Source organism: Pseudomonas sp. NyZ201, from assembly GCF_049860765.1.
Taxonomy (GTDB): Bacteria; Pseudomonadota; Gammaproteobacteria; order Pseudomonadales; family Pseudomonadaceae; genus Aquipseudomonas; species Aquipseudomonas bharatica.
This window is the reverse complement of the sequence record NZ_CP187557.1, coordinates 4,368,636-4,393,439: the sequence shown is the minus strand read 5'-3', so window position 1 is coordinate 4,393,439 and position 24,804 is coordinate 4,368,636. Positions and strand designations below refer to the sequence as shown.

Below are 24,804 nucleotides of genomic sequence, written 5' to 3'. Positions count from 1 at the left end.
GGGCAGGCCGGGCAGGCGGTGGCGCATGGTAGCACCGGGCTCGCGAGGGGCTCAAGGCAGCGGCCCGGCGCTGCTCGCGATGGCACCAATGGGTATTTGCATGGTCAACCCGCTATCCTTTTGTAACTATCCTTTGCGCGAGACAGGACACATGGCAGGAAGCAGCCTTCTGGTATTGATCGACGATATCGCCACGGTACTCGATGACGTTTCCGTAATGACCAAGGTGGCGGCCAAGAAAACCGCCGGCGTCCTGGGCGATGACCTGGCGCTCAACGCGCAGCAGGTCACCGGGGTACGCGCCGAGCGGGAGATCCCGGTGGTGTGGGCGGTGTGCAAGGGGTCGTTGCTGAACAAGCTGATCCTGGTGCCGGCGGCGCTGCTGATCAGCGCGTTCATCCCCTGGGCGGTGACGCCGTTGCTGATGCTCGGCGGCGCATACCTGTGTTTCGAGGGCTTCGAAAAGCTGGCGCACAGGTTTCTGCATGGCACCGAGGAAAAGCAGGCGAACCATGCCGCGCTGAGCGAAGCCGCCGCCAATCCGGCAATAGACCTGGTGGCCTTCGAGAAGGACAAGATCAAGGGCGCGATCCGCACCGACTTCATTCTCTCTGCGGAAATCATCGCCATCACCCTCGGCACGGTCGCCGATGCACCGCTGACCCAGCAGATCATCGTGCTCTCGGGCATCGCCCTGGTCATGACCATCGGCGTGTATGGCCTGGTGGCGGGGATCGTCAAGCTGGACGACCTGGGCCTGTGGATGACCGAAACCCGCAAGGGCATCGGCAAGCGCATCGGCCACGGCATCCTGCGCGCCGCGCCGTACCTGATGAAGACCCTGTCGGTGGTGGGCACGGCGGCGATGTTCCTGGTCGGCGGCGGGATCCTCGTGCATGGCGTCGCGCCGCTGCATTATGCGGTCGAGGCGTTCAGCCAGGGCAATGGCGGAGCGCTGACCAGCGCCCTGGTCAATGGTGTGCTCGGCATCGTCGCCGGCGCCGTGGTGCTGGCGCTGGTCAGCGTGGTCGGCAGGTTGTGGAAGGCAGTGCGGGGAGCGTAAGACCGTCGAGTCCTTTCTGGTCGGACGCGGTCAATGTGGGAGCGGGTTCACCCGCGATTACGACGGTGAATTCACTACAGTAATCGCGGGTGAACCCGCTCCCACATTGACCGCGTCGAGGCTCAATCCTTGTTGATTGTTACTGCCCCAGCCCCGCCTGCTCCCGCGGCGCCTCATGGCTCTCCGGCACCCACTCCAGCAGCCGCTGCTTGAACCCGTAGCTGGCGCTTTCGTAATAGGCGATCGCCCGGGTAATCAGCGGATTCTCCACCTCGCCCGGAATCTCCCGGCTTTCCCCCAGTGCCTGCTGGTGCAGGCGCAGGCCGCCGCGTGGGCTGAGAATCGCCAGGTCCTGGCCATCGAACAGCCCCAGGTGCTGGTAGTTGCCGATCAGCACCCGCGGCGGCAACGCGTCTTCCAGCAGCAGGTTGCGTCCGTAGAAGGTCGAGGTGTAGCTCATGTTCAGCAGGCCGAGCAGGGTCGGCGCCAGGTCGATCTGGCTGGCCAGCTTGCCTTCTTCGCGCGGCTCGATCAGCTTCGGCGCGTAGACGAACAGCGGGATCTGGTAGTTCTGCACCGGCAGGTCTTCCTTGCCCGCGCTGCCGGCAGTGTGGTCGGCGACGAAGACGAAGATCGTGTTGTCGAACCAGGGCTTGGTCCGCGCCTCGGCGAGGAACTTGCCGATGGCGTAGTCGGTGTACTTCACCGCGCCGTCGCGGCCGTTGCCTGACGGAATGTCGATGCGCCCGTCAGGGTAGGTGTAGGGCCGGTGGTTGGAGGTGGTCATCAGTTGCAGCAGGAACGGCACCTGGTTGGCGTGGTCGGCATCGGCCAGCTTGATCGCCTGCTTGTACAGGTCTTCGTCGGACATGCCCCAGGCGTTCTTGAAGCTGATGTCCTGCTCGTCGACGCTGCTTTGGTCGACGATGCGGTAGCCGTTGCCGCTGAAGAAGGCGTTCATGTTGTCGAAGTAACCGCGCCCGCCGTAGACGAATACGGCGTCGTAACCCACCTCGCTCAGTTGCTGGCCAAGGCTGGCGAAGCCGCCTTCACGGCCGATGCGCTTGACGATGGAGCGCCCGGGCGTTGGTGGGATCGACAGGGTGATGGCTTCCAGGCCGCGGTCGGTGCGGGTGCCGGTGGCATAGAAGTTGTTGAAGTACAGGCTTTGCTTGCGTAGGGCGTCGAGGTTGGGGCTCAGGTTGCGCGGGTCGCCGTTGCTGCCCAGGTACTTGGCGCTGAGGCTTTCGATGGTGACCAGGATGATGTTCGGCGTACGTGCTGTGCCCGGGTTGCTCACGGTACGGCGGATGTCCAGCGGCTCATTGCCGATGAAGGTCACGCCCGGCTCGTTCAGTTCGTCGCGCATCTGCCGGGCGGTGACCGCTTCGGGCAGGGTGCTGTAGAACTGCTGGTAGTCCAGCTCGTTGTTGCGGAAGGCGGCGAAGAACTGGTACGGGCCGTTGCTCGCCAGCTCGCGCTGGTAGGTATTGCCGCCCTGGCTGCGCAGGCTGTCCTGGTCGGCGAACTGCACGCACAGCAGGGCCGCGACGGCGATGCCGGCAGTTTGCAAGGCGCGCTGGCGCAGGCTCGGGTAGGGCGCCTCGAAGACCCAGCGTAGCGGCTTGATCAAGGCCAGGACCAGGGCCAGGGTCAGCAGGCCAAGGATGCTCAGCAGAAGGGCGATCGGGTAGGACTCGAGGATGTTGTTCAGCACTTCATCCGAGTACACCAGGTAATCCACGGCGATGAAGTTGAAGCGCACCCCGAACTCGTCCCAGAACAGCCATTCGGCCACCGCGGTGAACAGCATGATGTAGAGGCTGATCGCGAGGATGCCCACCAGCAGCCAGCGGGTCACCCGCGCCTGCCACAGCCGGCGCGGGCAGAGCAGGACGAACAGGCTCAGGGGCAGGGCGGCATAGACCAGGAACACCAGGTCGTTGAGCAGGCCCACGGTGAAGACCGAAAAGAACGCATGTCCGGCTTCATCCAGGTGGCTGAACATCAGGGCCGCGCGGGTCAGCAGGAAAACGCCGAGCCAGACGGCGGACAGCAGCAAGAGATAGCGCATGGGCGCTGTTTTGGGGGTGTGCATCGTGAATTCCCTTTATTTGAATAGTCCATTACCTGCAACGGCCTTGTTTGGCAGGTACTGGCAAGCTTGGCGCGGGAAATTAACAAGGGAAAAGAGAAAGAAACGTAAATGTCACGTGGACGAAAGATGAAAGTTTCGTCCGTGTTTCGTTGGCTCGGAAGGAGTGACCGATGTTGTGTCGGCGGGGCTGGATGGGAGCGGTTGAGCCCGCTCCCAAAGGGTCCGTGTCCGGACCCGCATATGCTCTTAGAAGTGCACTTTCACCAGCAGGCTGGCGGTGTTCTGGTTGGTATCGAAGAACTTGCTGTCCTTGATGCCGTACTTGTCCGACCAGTAGTCGTACTCGATACCGACGTACAGTTGCTTCTCGCCGAAGCTCAGGGCCTTGCCCAGGTCGTACTTGATCTGCGGGTTGAAGTGCAGGTTGGCGTGGTAGGTGCCCTGGCTGTTCTCGTCGTTATCCACCACCCAGTCCATGAAGCCGTCGATCAGGATGTCGGACTTGCCCACGGGAAGGGTGTAGGCCCAGACCGGCGTGATCTGCCAGACGTTGTCGCCGGCACGGCTGCCTTCGGTGTGGCGGTTGTAGAAGTTCAGCTGGAAGTAGTCGAAGCCCGGCACGTCCAGGTCGAAGCCCGGACCGATCAGGTAGGCCTCGGTATCGCCTTCGCCGAACTCGTAGGTCATGGCCAGCAACACGTCCTTGACCGGGCCGAAGGACAGGTCCTGGCCGAGGATCTTGCCGAACGACAGGCGCGGGCTGAACTCGCCGTAGTAGCTGTTCGGGCCGTTGTTCGGGTCTTTCTGGCCGTTGTAGAAGATCTTGTCGATGAACAGGAAGTTGTCACCGTACTTCCAGGCATCGGCGTGCTCGAAGGTGAAGGTCTGCTGGATTTCCGGGTTGACGGCGAAATCCTTGCCGTACAGGTAGGTCAGGCTGTTGTTCTGCCACTGCAGCAGGTCGTCGGCCATCGCGGAACTGGCGGCCAGCAGGCCCCCGGCGAGGATCAGGCGGTTGGTAAAGCGCATCGGGTAGCTCCCTTGATCGATTCTGTTAGCAACGCTCTTGAGTCGGCGTCGTCGGGTTGAGCGTGTTGTCTTTCGGGTCAGCTTTTTGCGATCGCCCACGAAAAAAGGGCAAGCGCTGGTCCCACCTTCCCGGAAGGGTGCAGCAATCCTGCTCGACGTCTTTCTGAACAGTTCACAACGGTTACGACTGTTGGCGCTTGCGCTGGCCAACCGCCCGTTTTCATTGACTGGACGGTCAGCAAACGCGGGCGGAATCCCTCCGCCCGGGTCGAGGGGGCGCGCAGATTACTGGCTTGCGCGCTGGCCCTCAAGTGCCCCTCTCCAGAAGCACCTGACGCAGATCAGGTTTTTTTAGAAGTGCACTTTGATCAACGCACTGGTCACGCTCTGGTTGGTATCGAGCCGGTCGCTGTTCTCGATGCCGTATTTGTCTTTCCAGTAGCTGTATTCGATACCCACGTAGAGCTGCTTGGCCCCGAGTTTCAGGGCCTTGCCCAGGTCGTACTTGACCTGCGGGTTGAACTGCAGGTTGGCGTGGTAGGTGCCGCGGCGCTTGGTCTCGTCGTTGTCCACCACCCAGTCCATGTAGCCGTCGATCAGGATGTCGGACGAACCCACGGGGATTGTGTAGGAGAACGTCGGGGTGATCTGCCAGACGTTATCGCCGGCACGGCTGCCTTCGGTGTGGCGGTTGTAGAAATTCAGGGTGAAATAGTTGAAGCCGGGAATCGCCAGGTCGAAGCCGGGGCCGATCAGGTAGGCCTCGTTGTCGCCTTCGCCGGACTCGTAGCTCAGGGCCAGCAGCACATCCTTGATCGGGCCCAGCTCGATCTTGCGGTCGAAGATCTTGCCGAAGGAGAAGCGCTCGGTGAACTCGCCGTAGTAGGTGCGGTAGCCTTTGCCGCGGTCGGCCTGGCCGTTGTAGAAGATCTTGTCGACGAACAGGAAGGTGTCGCCGTACTTCCACTTGTTGGCGTGTTCGAAGGTGATGGTCTGCTGGATCGCAGGGTTGACCTTGAAGTCCTTGCCGTACAAATAGCTGAGGCTGTTGGATTGCCACAGCAGAAGATCCCCCGCTACCGCTGGAAGGCTCGCCAGCAAACTGCTGCCCAGGAGAAGGGAAGTGGTGGTGCGTTTCATGTTGTGATTCCCGGCTAATTATTGTTGTTCGTTGCGCTTTCTTCGGCGCGAAGCGCCCCGACCGGCCCGCTCCCACGGGTCGGCGGTACTGCGTGTTGCTCGGGGAGTGCGGGGTGGCCATGCGCCACCCCTAAAGCCTCAATGGTGCGCGGCGGCCTGGTTGTGCGAGGCGCGTTCGGCGCCGCCGAGGATGTTGAACAGCAGGTTCAGCACCAGCGCGCTGACCGTCGCCATGGCAATGCCGCTATGGGTGATGGGCTCCATCCATTGCGGCATCTGCGCGAAGAACTCCGGACGGACCACCGGAATCAGGCCCATGCCGACGCTCACGGCCACCAGCAACTGGTTGCGCCGGTCGCTGATATCGGCTTCCTGGAGAATCTTGATCCCGGTAGCGGCCACCATGCCGAACATGGCGATCGAGGCACCGCCCAGAACCGCCGGAGGAATCGAGGCGATCAGGAAGGCCGCTTTCGGCAGCAGACTCAGAAGGATCAGCAAGCCACCGGCCACCACCGTTACGTAACGGCAGCGCACGCCGGTCATCTGCACCAGGCCGATGTTCTGGGCGAACGAGGAGTGGGTGAAGGTGTTGAAGAACCCGGCGACGAACGACGCACCGGCGTCGCACATCAGGCCGCGACGCAGCATGCCCGGGGTCACTTCGCGGTCGGTGACCTTGCCCAGGGCGAGGAACATGCCGGTGGACTCGACGAAGATGATCACCACCACCAGGCACATGGACAGGATCGGCGCCAGGCTGAAGGTCGGCATGCCGAAGTGCAGCGGGGTGACCACTTGCAGCCAGGGCGCCTGGTCCAGGCCGGTGAGATCGACCATGCCGATGGAGCCGGCAAGGATGTAGCCCAGGCCCATGCCGATCAACACCGACACATTGACCCAGAAGCCCCGCATGAAGCGGTTGACCAGCAGGATGGTGGCCAGCACCAGGCCGGCGACGGTCAGGTAGATCGGCGAGCCGAAGGTGGACGCCTCGACGCCGCCACCCGCCCAGTTCACCGCCACCGGGAACAGCGACAGGCCGATGGAAGTGATCACCGTACCGGTGACCAGCGGCGGGAAGAAACGCACCACCTTGGACATGAAGGGCGCGATCAGCATGCCGAAGAACCCGGCGGCGATGGTCGCCCCGAAGATCCCCTGCAAACCGACGCCGGGCATCCCGGCCATGGCCACCATGCTGCCCACGGCGGCGAAGCTGGCACCCATCATCACCGGCATGCGGATGCCGACAGCACCAATGCCGAACGACTGGACGATGGTGGCGACACCGGCGACCAGCAGATCGGCATTGATCAGGAAAGCGACTTCTTCTCGGGAGAGTCCGGCAGCCTGTCCGATGATCAGCGGCACCGCGATGGCGCCTCCGTACATCAGCAATACGTGCTGCAGACCCACGAGGATGAGTTGCAGCAGGGGCAGCGGCTGTCGTGGCGGCGCATCGGGGATGTACGCCTGGCGAGACTCGGACATGCAGCACCTCGAGTTTTGTTGTTATTTTTTTGAGCCGCAGCGCCCGGGCGGCAGGCCTTTCGGCCCGTGGTTCCCGTCCGGGGCGCCGCGTGAAGCTTGCAGCGGTGTTACGCGTGTTGCGGGGTGGATCAGTTGACCTTGGCGCCGTTGGCGATCCAGTCACCGACCAGCTTGCGTTCTTCGGCAGTCATCTGGGTGATGTTGCCCAGCGGCATGATCTGGCTGGCGACGGCCTGGGCCTGGATGCGCGGGGCCATGGCCTGGATCTGTTGCGGGGTGTCGAGCATCACGCCGGCAGGTGCGGCGCTGAACAGCGGGCTGGTCGGCTTGGCCGAGTGGCACACGGTGCAGCGTTGCTGGATGACGTTATGGATCTTGTCGAAACCGGCACCGCCGGCAGCGGCGGTGGCTTGCGCAGGGGCTTCGGCCGGGGCGGCTGGCGCGGCCGGTTCGGCGGGCTTGGCCTGTGCGGCTTGCCAGGCGGCGGCCTTTTCTTCCTCGGCACGCTCGGCGGCGGTCTTGCCACCCAGTGCGGTTTCCGGCAGCGGCTGGTATTCGATCTTCGCCGCAGCTTGCTCCGGCGCCGTGCTCGGTACCCGGGCAGGACCGGTGACATAGGCCAGGCAGATCATCGCCAGTGCGCCGGCAGGCAGGGCCCAGGCGTACTTGTTGCTGTCGTGGCGGGTGTTGAAGTAGTGACGGATCAGCACCGCCGCGACCGCGATACCGGCCAGGATCGCCCAGTTGTACTTGCTGCCGTAGGTGCTCGGGAAGTGGTTGCTGATCATGATGAACAGCACCGGCAGGGTGAAGTAGTTGTTGTGCCGCGAGCGCAGCAGGCCCTTGGCCGGCAGCACCGGATCCGGGGTCTGGTTGGCTTCGATCGCCGCCACCAGCTGGCGCTGGGCCGGCATGATGATGCGGAACACGTTACCGACCATGATGGTGCCGATGATGGCGCCGGTGTGCAGGTACGCACCACGACCGCTGAACACCTGGCTGAAGCCGTAGCAGGCCGCGATGATCAGCACGAACAGGACCAGGCCGAGCAGGGCGGGTTGCTTGCCCAGTGGCGAGTCGCAGAGGAAGTCGTAGATGAACCAGGCGGCGATCAGCGAGCCGACACCGATGGCCACGCCTTCGAAGCCGGTCAGGGTGCTGCCCGGAGCTAGCAGGTAAAGGGTCGGCTGCCAGTAGAACACCAGGCACAGCAGGGCGATGCCGGACATCCAGGTGAAGTAGGCTTCCCATTTGAACCAATGCAGGTTCTCCGGCATTTTCGGCGGTGCCAGCTTGTACTTCTCCAGGTGGTAGATACCGCCACCGTGGATCGCCCAAAGGTCACCCGACAGCCCGTCCCGCGGGTTGGCGCGGTTCAGGTTGTTTTCCAGCCAGACGAAGTAGAACGACGCGCCGATCCAGGCCACGCCAGTGATCATGTGAACCCAGCGCACGCTCAGGTTCAGCCATTCCAACAGATGTGCTTCCACAGTCTCGTACCTCTTGCCGGCCACCGAAATACGGTGTTCGGCCTTCTCTTATTGGTGGGGATTGAGGATCAGTTGCTCATCCTCGGTAAAGAAATGCTCGTCGCAGTTGTTGCCGGAACCACTGCGATCAACCACCAGGAAGTCATCCCGCTTTTCGATCGTCAGCACCGGGTGGTGCCAGACGCCGCGATGGTAATTGACGCCTTGCCTGCCATTGCTGACGAAGGCACGGACGTGACCTGATACAGGTGCATCGCCAAGTGGCGCGACCACGATCAGAAAGGGGTTGCCGAGCAGCGGAATGAAGGCCTGGCTGCCCAGCGGATGGCGTTCCAGCATGCGTACGGTCAGCGGCATGTCCAGCGCGTCGGCGCGGAAGATGCTGATGATCGCCTTGTCTTCCGGCTGGGCGGTTTCCACCGTGGCCAGCTTGTGGAAGCGCATGGTCGAGCCGTTGTTGATCATGAAGTGGTCGCTGCCGTCGGTTTCGATCACGTCACCGAAGGGGGCGAAGGCTTCTTTGGTCAGGGGCTCGATCACTAGAGTACGCATGCTTTTATTCTCTGAATTCTGTGTTGTATGTCGTCAGGCGCCGCGGCGCGGGTCTTACAGTTGCAGCAGGCGGAACAGGGCGATCAGGTTGATCTGCGCCAGGGCTTCCTTGAATTCGGTATCGGCATTGTTATGGATGCGGGTCTCGAAGGAGGCGAGGATCTGGTGCCGGTTGCTGCCTTTCACCGCCATGATGAAGGGGAACTTGAATTTGGCCTTGTAGGCGTCGTTGAGCTCGGTGAAGCGGGCGAACTCTTCGGCGGTGCACTGGTGGATGCCGGCGCCGGCCTGCTCGTTGGTGCTCGACTCGGTCAGCTCGCCCTGGATCGCGGCCTTGCCGGCGAGGTCCGGGTGAGCGTTGATCAGCGCCAGCTGGGCGGCGTGATCGGCGCTGAGAAGGATGTCGCTCATGCGCTGGTGCAGGTTCTCGATCTGGTCCAACTCCTGGAGTTGGCCGAGGTCGTAGGCCTTCTCGGCCACCCAGGGCGAATGCTCGTAGATGTCGGCGAACGCCTTGACGAACGCGGCGCGGTCCAGGGTCGAGGGAGTCAGGGTCTTGAAAGCGGTCATTGCGAAATCTCGGCGTTGAAAGGGTGGGTGGCGTGCCAGTGGCGGGCGATGTCCACGCGACGGGCAAACCAGACCTGGTCGTGGCTCTTGGCGTAGTCGATGAAGCGCTTGAGCGAGGCCAGGCGTGCCGGACGGCCGACCAGGCGGCAGTGCAGGCCGATGGAGAGCATCTTCGGCGCGGTTGCGCCTTCTTCGTAGAGCACGTCGAAGGCGTCCTTCAGGTACTGGAAGAACTGCTCGCCGCAGTTGAAACCCTGGACCTGGGTGAAGCGCATGTCGTTGGTGTCCAGGGTGTAGGGGATTACCAGGTGCGGCTTGCCGGTCGGGTTGTTCGGCTCCCAGTAGGGCAGGTCGTCGTCGTAGGTATCGCTGTCGTAGAGGAAACCGCCTTCTTCCATCACCAGGCGCCGGGTGTTCGGGCCGGTGCGGCCGGTGTACCAGCCCAGCGGACGCTCGCCGGTCAGTTCGGTGAGGATGCGGATGGCTTCGAGCATGTGCTCGCGCTCCTGGGCCTCGTCCATGTATTGGTAGTCGATCCAGCGGTAGCCGTGGCTGCAGATCTCGTGGCCGGCCTCGACCATGGCGCGGATCACGTCCGGATGGCGCTGGGCGGCCATGGCCACGGCGAAGATGGTCAGTGGTACGCCGCTGTCCTTGAACAGCTTGAGCAGGCGCCACACGCCGGCGCGGCTACCGTATTCGTAGAGCGACTCCATGCTCATGTTGCGCACGCCCTGCAGCGGCTGGGCGGCGACCATCTCGGAGAGGAAGGCTTCGGATTCCTTGTCGCCGTGGAGGACGTTGCGCTCGCCACCTTCTTCGTAATTGAGCACGAAAGACAACGCGACGCGCGCATTCCCCGGCCAGTGCGGATGAGGAGGGGTATTGCCATAACCGATCAGGTCGCGAGGATAATCAGCGCTCACTGCAGTCTTCCTTCTTGTACGTGAAAACGGAGGGTGGTGGCATGCGCAGGTTTGCGGCGGGCCACGACGATGGAGTGATTGTATACAACTTTATTTACGATTTGTAAGCCTGTTTTTTCCCATTTCTTCGTCGCACCCTGCTCTATATGCCTAGCAAGAAACCTGCCTGATTGGTCAGCTAATGACGCTGGCATCTTTATCGGGCGTGGCCTGGCGAATAATGGAGGGTTGCCGGGGGTGTGTAGCGCTGAATCGTAAAATTGCCAGAAAAATTGTGTACAATTTTTCGATAAAATGTCTTAATGCTTCCACCGCCGCCTGCCACTGTGTTTCCCTCTGGTGCAGGCGGGTATTTTTTGCCCATAGAGTGAACACGAGGCGATCAAGCAATGGGACGTTTGACCACGCATGTACTGGATGCCGCACATGGCTGCCCTGGCAGCTCGATCAAGGTCGAGCTGTACCGCGTCGAAGGCCAGCAACTGGAGCTGGTGACCACCGCGCTGACCAACAGCGACGGCCGTGTCGACGCGCCGCTGCTGCAGGGCGATGACTACCGCAGTGGCGTCTACCAACTGCAGTTCAGCGCTGGCGACTACTACCGCGCCCGTGGCGTGCAACTGCCCGAGCCGGCGTTCCTCGATGTGGTGGTGCTGCGGTTCGGCATCAACGACAAGCAGGATCACTACCACGTGCCGCTGCTGATCTCGCCCTACAGTTACTCGACCTATCGTGGAAGCTAGTTGGTCGCTAGAAGAATCTTCGTAGGTCCTTGGCCCGCTCACACTGGCGGGCTTTTTTTCGTCTGCTGTTTTTGTGGTGTTCTTCCGGGCCTCATCGCTGGCAAGCCAGCTCCCACAGGGTCTGTATTGCCCTGTGGGAGCTGGCCAGCGATGAGGCCCGGGAGAGCACCCACAAAAAAGCCCCACCCGAAGGTGAGGCTCTCTGCCCTGCATCCAACCCTTACAGGAAGATGAACTTGGCAATGAAGATCGCGCACAGCACCCACAGGCTGGCGGAGATCTCCTTGTGCTTGCCGGTGAAGGCCTTGAGCACCACATAGGTAATGAAGCCCAGGGCGATGCCGTCGGCCACCGAGAAGGTCAGCGGCATCATGATCACGGTGACGATCGCCGGAATGCTGTCGGTGGCTTCGTCCCATTCGATATGGGCCATGCTGCCCATCATCAGCATCGCCACATAGATCAGCGCACCGGCCGTGGCATAGGCCGGGATCATGCCGGCCAGCGGAGCGAAGAACATCGCCGCGATGAACAGTACGCCCACCACCACGGCGGTCAGCCCAGTACGCCCGCCGGCAGCGACGCCTGCGGCACTTTCCACGTAGCTGGTCACCGGCGGCACGCCCACCACTGCACCGAACACGCTGGAGGCGCTATCGGCCTTGAGGGCGCGGGACAGGTTTTCGATGCGCCCGTCGGCATTCACCAGGTTGGCGCGCTGGGCCACGCCCATCAGGGTGCCGGCGGTGTCGAACATGTGCACGAAGAGGAAGGCCAGCACCACCGCGATCATGCTGACGTTGAACACCCCGGCCACATCCATGGCCATCCAGGTCGGCGCCAGGCTTGGCGGCAGCGAGAATACCCCGCCGTACTCCACCAGGCCCAGGCCCCAGCCGGCCAGGGTCACGGTAATGATGCTGATGAGGATCGCGCCGAACACCCGGTGATAGCTGAGCACCGCGATCATCAGGAAGCACAGCGCCGCCAGCAGCGGGCCGGGCTCGTTGAGGTGGCCGAGCTTGATCAGGGTGGCCGGGCTATCGACGACGATGCCCGCGGTCTTGAGGCCGATCAGTCCGAGAAACAATCCGACGCCGGCGCCCATGGCGTGGCGAAGGCTGACCGGGATGCTGTTGAGCAGCCACTCGCGCACGCGGGACAGGGTGAGGAACATGAACAGCACCCCGGACACGAACACCGCGCCCAGCGCGGCCTCCCAGGTGTAGCCCATGGTCCCGACCACGGTGTAGGTGAAGAAGGCGTTGAGCCCCATGCCCGGCGCCAGGCCCACCGGCCAGTTGGCGTACAGCCCCATCAGCAGGCAGCCGAGGGCGGCGGCGATGCAGGTGGCGACGAACGCCGCACCGTGATCGATGCCGGCATCGGCCATGATGTTGGGGTTGACGAAGATGATGTAGGCCATGGTGATGAAGGTTGTCAGGCCCGCGATCATCTCGGTCTTGACGGTGCTGCCGTGTTGCTTGAGTTTGAAAATCCGTTCCAGCCAGCTCGTTTCGAGCGGTGGAGCAAGATCCAGCGTAGGGGCGTCGGATTTGCGGCTTTCCACAGCGAGTACTCCTCAAGTCTTTCTTGTTTTTCAGAGCTGGTCCTGCACGTTGACTGGGGGCTCTGCGAGGGAAGGTGTCGGCGACTCCGGATCCTGAGTTGACTTCTGGGTCAGGAAGTTGCCCGCTGGATTATGCTTTTGTATACAAAGAATGCAAATACTGTTTTATTTGATGTGCGCAGTTTGTTTGTCACAAGGGCTATAACGAATGATGGCACCTGCGGAAATGCCAATTGCTGTGTACAATGCGGCAATACCTTATGCCGTCATTTTTCTACCCAGGACTTGCCATCGCCCCACTGGCTGGTATTACAGTCGAGGCCCGATAGGTGAATCTTCGTGCGCGAGTGCCCATGAACGAACAGTTACAACCCCTCAAGAAAGCCCCGCGGGCCGGCAAGACCGGCGGTCGCAGCGGCACCCAGGACGATATTGTCTACGCGCATATCTTCGAAGCCATTCTCGAACAGCGATTGGCCCCGGGTACCAAGTTGAGTGAGGAAGCACTGGGCGAAATCTTCGGCGTCAGCCGCACCATCATCCGCCGTGCCCTGTCGCGCCTGGCCCACGAAAGCGTGGTGCTGCTGCGGCCCAACCGCGGTGCGGTGGTGGCCAGCCCCACCGTCGAGGAAGCGCGCCAGGTGTTCTTCTCCCGGCGCATGGTGGAGCGGGCGATCACCGAGTTGGCGGTGCAGCACGCCACGGCCGAGCAATTGAATGAACTGCGCGAGATGGTGCGCGAGGAGCGCGACAGCTTCTCCCGTGGCGACCGTGGCGCCGGTATCCGTCTCTCCGGCGAATTCCACCTCAAGCTCGCCGAGGCGGCCGGCAATGCGCCGCTGATCAGCTTCCAGCGCAGCCTGGTGTCGCAGACCTCGCTGATCATCGCCCAGTACGAAAGCGGCAACCGCTCGCACTGTTCCTATGACGAGCACATGCAACTGATCGACGCCATCGAGGCCCGCGACGCGGCCAAGGCGGTGGACCTGATGATGCACCACATGGACCACATCGACAGCAAGCTGAACCTGGACGAGGAAAGCGCTTCGGATGATCTGCATGCGGTGTTCTCGCATCTGTTGCAGAGCAAGAAGCGTGGTGGGGCGGTGTCGGCCAAGGGCTGACAAACAAGAAGGGGCTCAAGCAAGAGCCCCTTTTTCGTGGGCACCGCAGGACCCTGTGGGAGCGGGTTCACCCGCGATTGCGATAGTGAATTCACTATCGCAATCGCGGGTGAACCCGCTCCCACATTGTTTTGCGGTGCTCTTACGAGCGCTGATGTACGCAAACACCCGCTGCAAAGGTCTGGCTGATGGTGCGGTCATCGCCCAGGGTGGTCAGCACGAACAGCGTCTCCTCGATGCTGTTTGACTGCTGCAGGCGGTAATCCAGCAGCGGCGTGGCCTTGTAGTCCAGCACCACGAAGTCGGCATCGTTGCCGGCCTTCAGGCTGCCAATCCGGTCATCCAGGCTCAGCGCCCGCGCCCCACCCAGGGTCGCCAGGTACAGCGACTTGAACGGATGCAAGCGAGCACCCTGCAACTGCATCACCTTGTACGCCTCGTTCAGCGTATTGAGCAGCGAGAAGCTGGTGCCGGCTCCCACGTCGGTACCCAGCCCGACCTTGACCTTGAACTGCTCCGCCTGCGGCAGGTTGAACAGGCCGCTGCCGAGGAACAGGTTGGATGTCGGGCAGAACGCCACGGCCGAGCCGGTCTCCGCCAGGCGCTGGCATTCGGCATCGCACAGGTGCACACCGTGGGCGAACACCGAGCGCTCGCCGAGCAGCTTGAAGTGGTCGTACACATCCAGGTAGCCACTGCGCTCGGGGAACAGCGACTTCACCCAGTCGATTTCCTTGAGGTTTTCGCTCAGGTGGGTGTGCATGTACAGGCCGTCGTATTCGCCCAGCAGTTGCCCGGCCAGTTGCAGCTGTTCCGGGGTGCTGGTCGGGGCGAAGCGCGGGGTGACCGCGTAGTGCAGGCGGCCCTTGCCGTGCCAGCGTTCGATCAGCGCCTTGCTTTCGGCATAGCCGGATTCGGCGGTGTCGGTCAGGTAGTCCGGGGCATTGCGGTCCATCATCACCTTGCCGGCGATCATGCGCAGGTCGAGGCGTTCGGCCTCTTCGAAGAAGGCGTTCACCGACTCCGGGTGCACGCTGCCGAACACCAGGGCGGTGGTGGTGCCGTTGCGCAGCAGTTCCTCGATGAAGATCCTGGCAACCTTGTCGGCATGGGCCTTGTCGGCGAACTGCTTCTCGCACGGGAAGGTGTAGGTGTTCAGCCAGTCCAGCAGTTGTTCGCCGTAGGAGCCGATCATGCCGGTCTGCGGGAAGTGAATGTGGGTGTCGATGAAGCCCGGGGTGATCAGCTTGTCCTGGTAATGCACCACTTCGATATCGGCGGGCAGGGTCGGCAGCAGGTCGCCGGCATGGCCGACACGGCTGATCCTGCCGTTTTCCACCACCAGCAGGCCATCCTCGAAATACTCGAAGGAGGCCTCGATGCCGACGTCCGCAGGGTCGGCGATGCTGTGCAGAATGGCGGAACGGTAGGCTTTGCGGGTTGCACTCATAACGGTCTCGTCAAATGGCTTGGCTGCGCCGTGAGGGCGGCAGCAATTGAGCAATGGGTTCGGCGTTCGCGGCCGGGTTGTGCTGGCCGAAACTGGCGTTGTAGGTGGCGATGATCTCGGCGGCGATGGACACGGCGATCTCGATCGGCAGCTTGCCCTTGACCTCGGCCAGGCCCATCGGGCAACGCATGCGCTGCAGGCGCTGGGCATCGAAGCCGCGGTCGCGCAGGCGGTGTTCGAATTTGGCGCGCTTGGTCTTCGAGCCGATCAGGCCGAACCAGGTGAAGTCGTTGCGCTTGAGAATGGCGGCGGTAAGTTCCAGGTCGAGCTGATGGTTGTGGGTCATGACGATGCAGTAGCTGCCCGGGGGCAGTTCATCGACCTCGTCCACCGGCTCGTCGGCGACGATCTTGCTGACCCCGGCGGGCAGGGTCGCGGGGAATTCCTGCTCGCGCGAGTCGATCCAGCGCACCCGGCAGGGCAGGGCGGCGAGCAAGGGTACCAGAGCGCGGCCGACATGGCCTGCGCCGAACACGGCAATCTGCGCCTGCACCGCGCCCATGGGTTCGAACAGCAGCACGGTGGCGCCGCCACAGCATTGGCCGAGGCTGGCGCCCAGGCTGAAGCGTTCGAGGTGGGGCGCTTCGCGGCCTTCGGCGAGCATCTGGCGGGCGATGTGCATGGCCTTGAACTCCAGATGGCCGCCGCCGATGGTGTCGTACAGCTGGAAGGCGCTGACCACCATTTTCGAACCGGCGTTGCGCGGGGTGGAGCCGCGCTCCTCGATGATGGTCACCAGGACACAGGGCTCGCCCTGGGCCTGCAACTCGGCGAGGGCGTTGATCCATTGGTGCATGATTGATGTCCTCTCAAGGAATCTTGTGGTGCTTGTGCCGGCCTCATCGCTGGCAACGCCAGCTCCCACAGGTATCGCGTACACCGCCGAACCCTGTGGGAGCCGGCGTTGCCGGCGATGAGGCCGGCAGCCTTCACAAACAGGCCAGCCCGTTACTCGGTGACCGCCTCGACCTCGACCGAAGCCTGTCGCTGCGCCATCTTCTTCCTCATCTGCTCGCAACCCCACAACACCCGCTCCGGTGTCGCCGGGGCGTCGATATTCGGCTGTTCGCGATAATCGGCCAGGCTCGCCACCGCATCCTTGATCGCGCACCAGGCGGCGATCCCCAGCATGAACGGCGGCTCGCCCACGGCCTTGGAGTGGAACACCGTGTCCTCCGGGTTCTTGCGGTTTTCCACCAGCTTCACCCGCAGGTCGATCGGCATGTCCGCCACCGCCGGGATCTTGTAGCTGGCCGGGCCGTTGGTCATCAGCTTGCCCTTGGCGTTCCACACCAGTTCCTCGGTGGTCAGCCAGCCCATGCCCTGGACGAAGCCGCCCTCGACCTGGCCGATGTCGATGGCCGGGTTCAGCGAGGCGCCGACGTCATGCAGGATGTCGGTGCGCAGCATCTTGTACTCGCCGGTCAGGGTATCGACGATCACTTCGCAGCACGCCGCGCCGAAGGCGAAGTAGTAGAACGGCCGGCCACGTGCCTGGTTGCGGTCGTAGAAGATCTTCGGCGTGCGGTAGAAACCGGTGCTGGACAGCGACACCTGGGCGAAGTACGCCTGCTGGATCAGCGCTTCGAAGGTGATGATCTCGTCGCGCACCCGTACATGGTTGTTGCGGAACTCGACGTCTTCCTCGGTAACCTTGAAGTGCCGTGCGGCGAATTCCACCAGGCGCTTCTTGATGGTCTCGGCCGCGTTCTGCGCCGCCTTGCCGTTCAGGTCGGCACCGCTGGAGGCGGCGGTCGGCGAGGTGTTGGGCACCTTGTCGGTGTTGGTCGCGGTGATCTGGATGCGCTCGATGTCCACCTGGAACACCTGGGCCACCACCTGCGCCACCTTGGTGTTCAGGCCCTGGCCCATCTCGGTGCCGCCATGGTTCAGGTGGATGCTGCCGTCGGTGTAGATATGGATCAGCGCACCGGCCTGGTTGAGGAAGCTGGCGGTGAAGGAAATGCCGAACTTCACCGGGGTCAGCGCCAGGCCTTTCTTGAGGATCGGGCTGTTGGCGTTGAAGCGCCGGATCGATTCGCGGCGCTCGGCGTAGTCGGCGCTGGCCTCCAGCTCGGCGGTCATTTCTTCGAGCAGGTTGTGCTCGACGGTCTGGTAGTAGTGGGTGACGTTGCGCTCGGTCTTGCCGTAGTAGTTGGCCTTGCGCACCGCCAGCGGGTCGAGCCCCAGGTGCCGGGCGATGCGGTCCATCACTTCCTCGATGGCGACCATCCCCTGCGGCCCGCCGAAGCCGCGGTAGGCGGTGTTCGACGCGGTGTTGGTCTTGCAGCGATGGCCGTGCACCGTGGCATCGCCCAGGTAGTAGGCGTTGTCGGAGTGGAACATCGCGCGGTCGACGATCGAGCCCGACAGGTCGGGCGAGTAACCGCAGTTGCCGGCCAGGTCGAAGTTGATCCCGTGCAGGCGGCCGTTGTCGTCGAAGCCCACGTCGTACTCGACATAGAACGGGTGGCGCTTGCCGGTCATGGTCATGTCCTCGACCCGCGGCAGGCGCATCTTGGTCGGCTGGCCGGTGAGGCGAGCGATCACCGCGCACAGGCAGGCCGGGCTGGCCGCCTGGGTTTCCTTGCCGCCGAAACCGCCGCCCATGCGGCGCATGTCGAGGACGATCTTGTTCATCGGCACGTCCAGCACCTCGGCCACCAGCTTCTGCACTTCGGTGGGGTTCTGGGTGGAGCAGTAGACGATCATCCCGCCATCTTCGGTGGGCATCACCGAGGACACCTGGGTTTCCAGGTAGAAGTGTTCCTGGCCGCCGATGTGCAGCGTGCCCTGCAGGCGGTGCGGGGCGCTGGCCAGGGCGCTGGCCGAGTCGCCGCGCCGGTGGGTGTGGCTATCGAGCACGAAGTGCTTCTTGCGCAGGGCCTCGACCACATCGAGCACCGGCTCCAGGTCCTCGTACTCGATGATTGCCGCCATTGCCGCACGGCGCGCGGTGTCGAGGTCGCGAGCGGCCACGGCGATCACCGGCTGGCCGAAGAACTCCACCTTGTCGATGGCCAGCAGCGGGTCGCCGGCCACCACCGGGCCGATGTCCTTGAGGCCGGGAATGTCCTCGTGGGTGATGGCGATGCGCACGCCCTCGAAGGCGTAGCACGGGCTGGTATCGATCTTCAGAATGCGCGCATGGGCGCGGTCCGCGGTACGGGCGTACACATGCAACTGGTTGGGGAATTCCAGGCGGTCATCGATATACACCGCTTCACCGGACACCTGCTTGTCCGCGCTGTCGTGCTTGACGCTGCGACCGACCCCGGTGGTCAGGTCCTGGCTGAACAGTTCGGCCAGTTCGGCCTGGCTCTTGGCCACGTGATGATGGTTAGACATAAGCGGTCACCCGGGTCTCGATGTGCGGTGTTTGCAGTTCGATGAAGTACTTGCGCAGCAGGTTCTGCGCGCCCAGCAGGCGGTATTCCTTGCTGGCGCGGAAGTCCGAGAGCGGGGTGAAGTCTTCGCCCAGGGCCTGGCAGGCCTTCTCCAGGGTGGCCTGGTTGAACGGCTTGTCGGTCAGCGCCGCCTCGCAGGCACGGGCGCGTTTCGGGATCGCCGCCATGCCGCCGAACGCCACCCGGGCCTGCTCGATCACGCCATTCTCGATGCGCAGGTTGAAGGCCGCGCACACCGCCGAGATATCGTCGTCCAGGCGCTTGGACACCTTGTAGGCGCGGAACGCCCAGTGGCTGCGCGCCTTGGGCACGATGATGCGCTCGATGAACTCGCTGTCCTGGCGCGCGGTGATGCGGTAGTCGATGAAATAGTCTTCCAGCTTCAGGGTGCGGGTGCTCTCGCCCTTGCGCAGCACCAGCTGCGCGCCGAGGGCGATCAGCAAGGGGGGCGAGTCGCCGATCGGCGAAGCGTTGCCGATGTTGCCGCCCAGGGTGCCCTGGTTGCGGATCTGCAGCGAGGCGAAGCGGTGCAGCAGTTCGCCGAAGTCCGGGTACTCGGCGCTGAGGGCGTCGTAGCAGTCGGTCAGCGGGGTGGCGGCGCCGATCTCGATGCGGTCGTCGAAGTGCTCGATGCGCTTGAGTTCGGCGACGTTACCCACGTAGATCATCACCGGCAGGGTCTTGTGGAACTGGGTCACTTCCAGCGCCAGGTCGGTACCGCCGGCCAGCAGCCGGGCTTCCGGGTGCGATCCATAGAGGTCGGCCAGGTCGGCCACGGTCAGCGGCACCAGGCAGCGCTTGTCGCCGCTGTTCAGTTCGCCGGTTTCGCTCGGGGCGATGGCTTTCAGACGCTCGATGGTCTGCGCCTGGGCGGCATCGAACTGGTCAGGCTTGGCCTGGCAGCAGGATTGCTCGGCGGCGGCGAGGATAGGGCGGTAGCCGGTGCAGCGGCAGAGGTTGCCGGCCAGGGCTTCCTGGGCCTTGTGCAGGTCCGGCGCGTCGCTGTTCTTCTGCAGGGCGAACAGCGACATGACGAAGCCCGGGGTGCAGAAGCCGCACTGCGAGCCATGGCAGTCGGCCAAGGCCTGTTGCACGCTGTGCAGCTTGCCCTGGTGCTTGAGGCCCTCGACGCTGATCAACTGCTTGCCGTGCAGCGAGGAAACGAAGGTCAGGCAGGAGTTCAGGCTGCGGTAACGCAGGCTTTCCTTGCCCTGGGCATCGGTATCGAGCTCGGCCACCACCACCGAGCAGGCACCACAGTCACCGCTGGCGCAGCCCTCCTTGGTGCCGGTTTTGCCCAGGTGCACGCGCAGGTAGTCGAGCACCGTCATGTTGGGATCCAGGGCATGCTCACTGCGCAATTCCTGGTTCAAGAGAAACTGGATCACGGAAGGGCCTCACAAGCGAATTTATTGTTGTTGAGCGGACTGAGGCGGAATGTATTCAGCCTTGACTTTCCGGTCAATGATTTTCTGACTTAAGGGTCAGGAAATTTTCCGCGCACGGTCATCCGCAGCACTTTTCCCTGTCTTCAGTTAAGCACCGATCACGTAGGAAAACGCTGAGATGGATGAGTGAACGTTTGCAAGCAGCATGCCCGATCCTCGACTAGCCTTGACTGAATTCTTCGCGGGGAGTCGGGCGTACGCTGAGGAATGCCCTCGGACCCATGAAAAGTCGTACGCCAGGCACGAAAAGCTCGTGCAGGTTGACGGCGTCTTTCATGCTGGCAAAGGGCATTTGCGGTACACTTCCGGGTTTTTAGCCGTTCAACGATTGCGAAGGACAACCATGACGTTCAAGGCGCCGGACAGCCTCTCCGAGCAAATTGCCCACTATCTGGCCGAGCGGATCATCCGGGGCGAACTCAAGCCTGCCGAACGCATCCAGGAACAGAAGGTCACCCAGGCGCTGAATGTCAGCCGCGGTTCGGTGCGCGAAGCGCTGCTGATCCTCGAACGCCGTCACCTGGTGACCATCCTGCCGCGCCGTGGCGCCCACGTGACCGAACTCAACGAGCACAACCTGCGCAGCCTCTGCGCGCTGATGGGCGAGCTGTACATCCTGCTGGGCAACTCGGTCGCCACCGGGCACCAGAGCCAGGCCGACCTGGCGCCGTTCCTCGGCATCCAGCAACGGCTCACCGAGGCCTGCGCGCGCAAGGACATCCAGACCTTCGTCGAGGAAAGCTTCGCGGTGATGCGCGCCGCCTATCCCTTCGCCAACAACCCCTACCTGCAGGAAACCGTCGAGAACCTGCAGCCGGCCATGAGCCGTGCCTATTACCTGGCGCTGGACCGGCGCAAGGCGCAGATGAACGACTTCCTGGTGCTGTTTGCCCAGTTGCTGCAGGCCGTGGTCGCCCGTGACCTGGCCAAGGTCCGCGAGGTGTTGAGTACCTACTGCAGCCGCAGCTGCGAACTGGTGCTCTCGGCCCTGGTGGCCGACTGACCATGCGCCTCAAGTGCATCCGCCTGGCGGGCTTCAAGTCGTTCGTCGACCCGACCACGGTCAACTTCCCCAGCAACATGGCCGCCGTGGTCGGGCCCAACGGCTGCGGCAAGTCCAACATCATCGACGCGGTGCGTTGGGTGATGGGCGAAAGCTCGGCGAAGAACCTGCGCGGCGAATCGATGACCGACGTCATCTTCAATGGCTCCACCAGCCGCAAGCCGGTAAGCCAGGCGAGCATCGAGCTGGTCTTCGACAACAGCGACAACACCCTGGTGGGTGAATACGCCGCCTATGCCGAGATCTCGATCCGCCGCAAGGTGACCCGCGACGGGCAGAACACCTATTACCTCAATGGCACCAAATGCCGGCGCCGGGACATCACCGACATCTTCCTCGGCACCGGCCTGGGGCCGCGCAGCTACTCGATCATCGAGCAGGGCATGATCTCCAAGCTGATCGAGGCCAAGCCGGAAGAGCTGCGCAACTTCATCGAGGAAGCCGCGGGCATCTCCAAGTACAAGGAGCGCCGCCGCGAAACCGAGAACCGCATCCGCCGCACCCAGGAAAACCTCGAGCGCCTGACCGACCTGCGCGAAGAGCTGGAGCGCCAGTTGGAGCGCCTGCATCGCCAGGCCCAGGCGGCGGAAAAATACACCGAATACAAGGCCGAGGAACGCCAGCTCAAGGCGCAGTTGGCGGCCCTGCGCTGGCGTGCGCTGGACGAGCAGGTACGCCAGCGCGAAAGCGTGATCGGCGACCAGGAAGTGTCCTTCGAGGCGCTGGTGGCGGACCAGCGCAACGCCGACGCCAGCATCGAAAGGCTGCGTGACGGGCACCATGAGCTGTCCGAGCGCTTCAATCTGGTGCAGGGGCGCTTCTATTCGGTAGGCGGCGATATCGCGCGCATCGAGCAAAGCATCCAGCACGGCCAGCAGCGCCTGCGCCAGTTGCAGGACGACCTCAAGGAAGCCGAGCGCTCGCGCCAGGAAACCGAATCCCACCTCGGCCACGACCGCACCTTGCTGGCGACCCTCGGCGAAGAGCTGGAAATGCTCGAGCCGGAACAGGAAATGACCCTGGCCGCCGCCGAGGAAGCTGCCGCGACCCTCGAGGAAGCGGAAACCACCATGCACGGCTGGCAGGAACAGTGGGACGCCTTCAACGCCCGCTCCGCCGAGCCGCGGCGCCAGGCCGAGGTGCAGCAGTCGCGGATCCAGCAACTGGAGCACAGCATCGAACGCCTCTCCGAGCGCCAGCGCAAGCTGGGCGAAGAGCGCGATCAGCTCAGCGCCGACCCGGAAGACGCGGCCATTCTCGAACTGGCCGAACAGGTCGCCGCCAGCGAACTGGCGCTGGAAGACCTGCAACTGGAAGAACAACAGGCTGCGGAGCGTCTCGACACGCTGCGCGAGCAACTGCAACAGGCGACCCAGGCCCAGCAGCAGGCCCAGGGCGAATTGCAGCGCCTCGGCGGCCGGCTGGCCTCGCTGGAGGCCTTGCAGCAGGCGGCCCTGGAACCGGGCAAAGGCGCCGCCGAATGGCTGCGTGAGCAGGGGCTGGAACAGCGTCCGCGCCTGGCCGAGGGCCTGCGGGTCGAAAACGGTTGGGAGCTGGCGGTGGAAACCGTGCTCGGCGCCGATCTGCAAGCGGTGCTGGTGGACGGTTTCGACACCCTGGCCTTCGACGGCTTCGACCAGGGCGAACTGCGCCTGCTCGACGCCCAGGCCGGCGCGACCCGCCTGCCCGGCAGCCTGCTGGACAAGGTCGAAGGCGCGGTGGACCTGGCGCCATGGCTGGGCCGGGTACGCCCGGTGGAAACCCTGGACCAGGCCCTGGCCCAGCGCGGGCAACTGGGCGAGGGCGAAAGCCTGGTCAGCCGTGACGGCTACTGGGTGGGGCGGCACTTCCTGCGGGTCAGCCGGGCCAGCGATGCCCAGGGCGGTGTGCTTGCCCGTGGCCAGGAACTGGAGCGCCTGGGGCTGGAGCAAGAGGAACAGGAGGCGCGCCTGGCCCAGCTTGACGAGCAGCTCGGGGAACTGCGCGAGCAGCAGCGTCACCTGGAAGACAGCCGCGAGCAACTGCGCCGTCGTGCCCAGGAAGAAGCCCGCCAGCAAGGTGAATTGAAAGCGAAGTTGTCCGCCGGCAAGGCCCGCGCCGAACAGCTCAACCTGCGCCGCCAGCGTCTTGAAGACGAACTGGCCGAGGCTGCCGGGCAACGCGCGATCGAACAGGAGCAACTGGGTGAGTCCCGGTTGATCCTGCAGGAGTCCCTGGAGCTCATGGCCCAGGACACCGAGCAGCGCGAGCTGCTGCTGGCCCAGCGCGACGGCCTGCGCGAGCACCTCGACCGGGTTCGCCAGGAAGCCCGCCAGCACAAGGACCACGCCCACCGGTTGGCCGTGCGCCTCGGCTCCCTGCGGGCCCAGCACGATTCCACGCGCCAGGCCCTGGAACGCCTGGAGCTGCAATCCGAACGCCTCACTGAAAAGCGCGAACAGCTCAGCCTCAACCTGGAGGAGGGCGAGGCGCCGCTGGAAGAGCTGCGCCTGAAGCTGGAAGAGCTGCTGGAAAAACGCATGAGCGTCGACGAGGAAATGCGTCAGGCGCGCCTGCACATGGACGACGCCGACCGCCAGCTGCGCGACGCCGAAAAACGCCGCAGCCAGGCCGAGCAGCAATCGCAACTGCTGCGCGGCCAGCTCGAACAGCACCGCCTGGAATGGCAGGGCCTCAGCGTGCGGCGCAAGACCCTGCAAGAACAACTGCACGCCGACGGCTACGACCTCGACGGCGTGATCGCCACCCTGACCCCGGAGGCCAGCGAGCAGGAGGCCGAAGCCGAACTGGAGCGCCTCGACGGCCGCATCCAGCGCCTGGGCGCGATCAACCTCGCGGCCATCGAGGAATACCAGCAGCAATCCGAGCGCAAACGCTACCTCGATGCCCAGGACGCCGACCTGGTGGAAGCCCTGGACACCCTCGAGAACGTCATCCGCAAGATCGACAAGGAAACCCGCAACCGCTTCAAGGATACCTTCGATCAGATAAATGCCGGATTGCAGGCACTTTTCCCGAAAGTTTTCGGTGGCGGCAGCGCTTACTTGGAACTGACGGGCGAAGATTTACTCGATACAGGGGTAACGATCATGGCGCGGCCGCCAGGCAAGAAGAACAGCACCATTCATTTGCTCTCCGGCGGTGAAAAGGCGCTGACCGCCCTGGCCCTGGTATTTGCCATTTTCAAATTGAACCCGGCACCGTTCTGCATGCTCGATGAAGTCGATGCGCCGCTGGACGATGCCAACGTCGGCCGCTATGCGCGGCTGGTCAAGGAGATGAGCCAGACCGTCCAGTTCATCTATATCACCCACAACAAGATCGCCATGGAAATGGCCGATCAACTGATGGGGGTGACCATGCATGAACCCGGCTGTTCGCGGCTGGTGGCTGTGGATGTGGAGGAGGCGATGGCCATGGTCGACGCCTGAAACGGGAGTTTATGCACGATCTTTGGGCAAATGCGCCGGTCAAGTGGCCTAGACGGTGTAAAGTTATCTTTGGTCGTGCTAGCTTAATGTCAATTTTTCGTGCGTGGGTAAAACGTCAGTCAGAACATAGAGTTGGCGCCACGTTT

Annotated in this window: 18 protein-coding genes; 5 read left to right on the top strand and 13 right to left on the bottom strand. The window is 63.4% G+C overall.

What is annotated here, in order from left to right:
* The first annotated feature begins 151 nt into the window (after positions 1-151).
* Positions 152-1,063 (top strand): DUF808 domain-containing protein, encoded by a 912-nt coding sequence (locus tag ACPFMA_RS19450; RefSeq protein WP_425928500.1) that lies wholly within the window; start codon positions 152-154, stop codon positions 1,061-1,063.
* A gap of 139 nt (positions 1,064-1,202) precedes the next feature.
* Here the strand turns inward: ACPFMA_RS19450 and ACPFMA_RS19445 are convergent, their stop codons facing one another.
* From ACPFMA_RS19445 to puuE, 8 genes are all read right to left on the bottom strand, one after another.
* A complete protein-coding gene (locus ACPFMA_RS19445) occupies positions 1,203-3,161 on the bottom strand; it encodes an LTA synthase family protein (RefSeq protein ID WP_420058706.1) in 1,959 nt (652 codons plus the stop codon).
* A gap of 246 nt (positions 3,162-3,407) precedes the next feature.
* A complete protein-coding gene (locus ACPFMA_RS19440) occupies positions 3,408-4,190 on the bottom strand; it encodes an outer membrane protein OmpK (RefSeq protein WP_425928499.1) in 783 nt (260 codons plus the stop codon).
* A 351-nt stretch (positions 4,191-4,541) separates the two neighbouring features.
* On the bottom strand, positions 4,542-5,330 hold the full coding sequence (locus ACPFMA_RS19435) for an outer membrane protein OmpK (RefSeq protein ID WP_064302570.1): 789 nt from the start codon (positions 5,328-5,330) through the stop codon (positions 4,542-4,544).
* 138 nt (positions 5,331-5,468) lie between these two features.
* Complete coding sequence (locus tag ACPFMA_RS19430) at positions 5,469-6,824, bottom strand: nucleobase:cation symporter-2 family protein (RefSeq protein ID WP_009396146.1); 1,356 nt, start codon at positions 6,822-6,824, stop codon at positions 5,469-5,471.
* 128 nt (positions 6,825-6,952) lie between these two features.
* Positions 6,953-8,314 (bottom strand): urate hydroxylase PuuD, encoded by a 1,362-nt coding sequence (locus ACPFMA_RS19425; protein ID WP_425928497.1) that lies wholly within the window; start codon positions 8,312-8,314, stop codon positions 6,953-6,955.
* Positions 8,315-8,362: 48 nt separating this feature from the next.
* Entirely contained in the window at positions 8,363-8,866 is a 504-nt protein-coding gene (locus ACPFMA_RS19420) for an ureidoglycolate lyase (RefSeq protein ID WP_009396150.1), read from the bottom strand.
* A gap of 54 nt (positions 8,867-8,920) precedes the next feature.
* Entirely contained in the window at positions 8,921-9,436 is a 516-nt protein-coding gene (gene uraD / locus ACPFMA_RS19415) for a 2-oxo-4-hydroxy-4-carboxy-5-ureidoimidazoline decarboxylase (RefSeq protein WP_425928496.1), read from the bottom strand.
* On the bottom strand, positions 9,433-10,362 hold the full coding sequence (puuE, locus tag ACPFMA_RS19410; RefSeq protein ID WP_009396154.1) for an allantoinase PuuE: 930 nt from the start codon (positions 10,360-10,362) through the stop codon (positions 9,433-9,435). Before puuE ends, uraD begins: the two co-directional genes overlap by 4 nt.
* A 389-nt stretch (positions 10,363-10,751) precedes the next feature.
* Here puuE and uraH point away from each other — a divergent pair, with 389 nt between their 5' ends.
* The gene (gene uraH, locus ACPFMA_RS19405) at positions 10,752-11,105 is read left to right on the top strand and encodes a hydroxyisourate hydrolase (protein ID WP_009396156.1); all 354 of its coding nucleotides are present in this window, start codon (positions 10,752-10,754) and stop codon (positions 11,103-11,105) included.
* A 220-nt stretch (positions 11,106-11,325) separates the two neighbouring features.
* Here the strand turns inward: uraH and ACPFMA_RS19400 are convergent, their stop codons facing one another.
* Positions 11,326-12,561, bottom strand: a complete 1,236-nt coding sequence (locus ACPFMA_RS19400) for an NCS2 family permease (protein ID WP_240160561.1) — start codon at positions 12,559-12,561, stop codon at positions 11,326-11,328.
* 467 nt (positions 12,562-13,028) lie between these two features.
* Here ACPFMA_RS19400 and ACPFMA_RS19395 point away from each other — a divergent pair, with 467 nt between their 5' ends.
* The gene (locus tag ACPFMA_RS19395) at positions 13,029-13,799 is read left to right on the top strand and encodes a GntR family transcriptional regulator (RefSeq protein WP_009396159.1); all 771 of its coding nucleotides are present in this window, start codon (positions 13,029-13,031) and stop codon (positions 13,797-13,799) included.
* Between the two features lie 142 nt (positions 13,800-13,941).
* Here the strand turns inward: ACPFMA_RS19395 and guaD are convergent, their stop codons facing one another.
* The 4 genes from guaD to xdhA all read right to left on the bottom strand — a co-directional run bounded on the left by guaD (position 13,942) and on the right by xdhA (position 20,104).
* On the bottom strand, positions 13,942-15,249 hold the full coding sequence (guaD, locus tag ACPFMA_RS19390) for a guanine deaminase (protein WP_425928495.1): 1,308 nt from the start codon (positions 15,247-15,249) through the stop codon (positions 13,942-13,944).
* 10 nt (positions 15,250-15,259) lie between these two features.
* Positions 15,260-16,105, bottom strand: coding sequence for a xanthine dehydrogenase accessory protein XdhC (gene xdhC, locus ACPFMA_RS19385; RefSeq protein ID WP_009396161.1), 846 nt, complete (start codon positions 16,103-16,105; stop codon positions 15,260-15,262).
* Between the two features lie 152 nt (positions 16,106-16,257).
* The gene (gene xdhB / locus ACPFMA_RS19380) at positions 16,258-18,657 is read right to left on the bottom strand and encodes a xanthine dehydrogenase molybdopterin binding subunit (RefSeq protein WP_420057054.1); all 2,400 of its coding nucleotides are present in this window, start codon (positions 18,655-18,657) and stop codon (positions 16,258-16,260) included.
* Positions 18,650-20,104, bottom strand: a complete 1,455-nt coding sequence (xdhA, locus tag ACPFMA_RS19375; RefSeq protein ID WP_064302576.1) for a xanthine dehydrogenase small subunit — start codon at positions 20,102-20,104, stop codon at positions 18,650-18,652. Before xdhA ends, xdhB begins: the two co-directional genes overlap by 8 nt.
* A 403-nt stretch (positions 20,105-20,507) precedes the next feature.
* Here xdhA and ACPFMA_RS19370 point away from each other — a divergent pair, with 403 nt between their 5' ends.
* Together ACPFMA_RS19370 and smc are read left to right on the top strand one after the other, a co-directional pair.
* Positions 20,508-21,167 carry a GntR family transcriptional regulator gene (locus ACPFMA_RS19370; RefSeq protein WP_009396167.1) on the top strand — a complete coding sequence of 220 codons (660 nt, stop codon included), beginning with the start codon at positions 20,508-20,510 and terminating at the stop codon, positions 21,165-21,167.
* 2 nt (positions 21,168-21,169) lie between these two features.
* The gene (gene smc, locus ACPFMA_RS19365; protein WP_425928494.1) at positions 21,170-24,658 is read left to right on the top strand and encodes a chromosome segregation protein SMC; all 3,489 of its coding nucleotides are present in this window, start codon (positions 21,170-21,172) and stop codon (positions 24,656-24,658) included.
* Positions 24,659-24,804 lie beyond the last annotated feature (146 nt).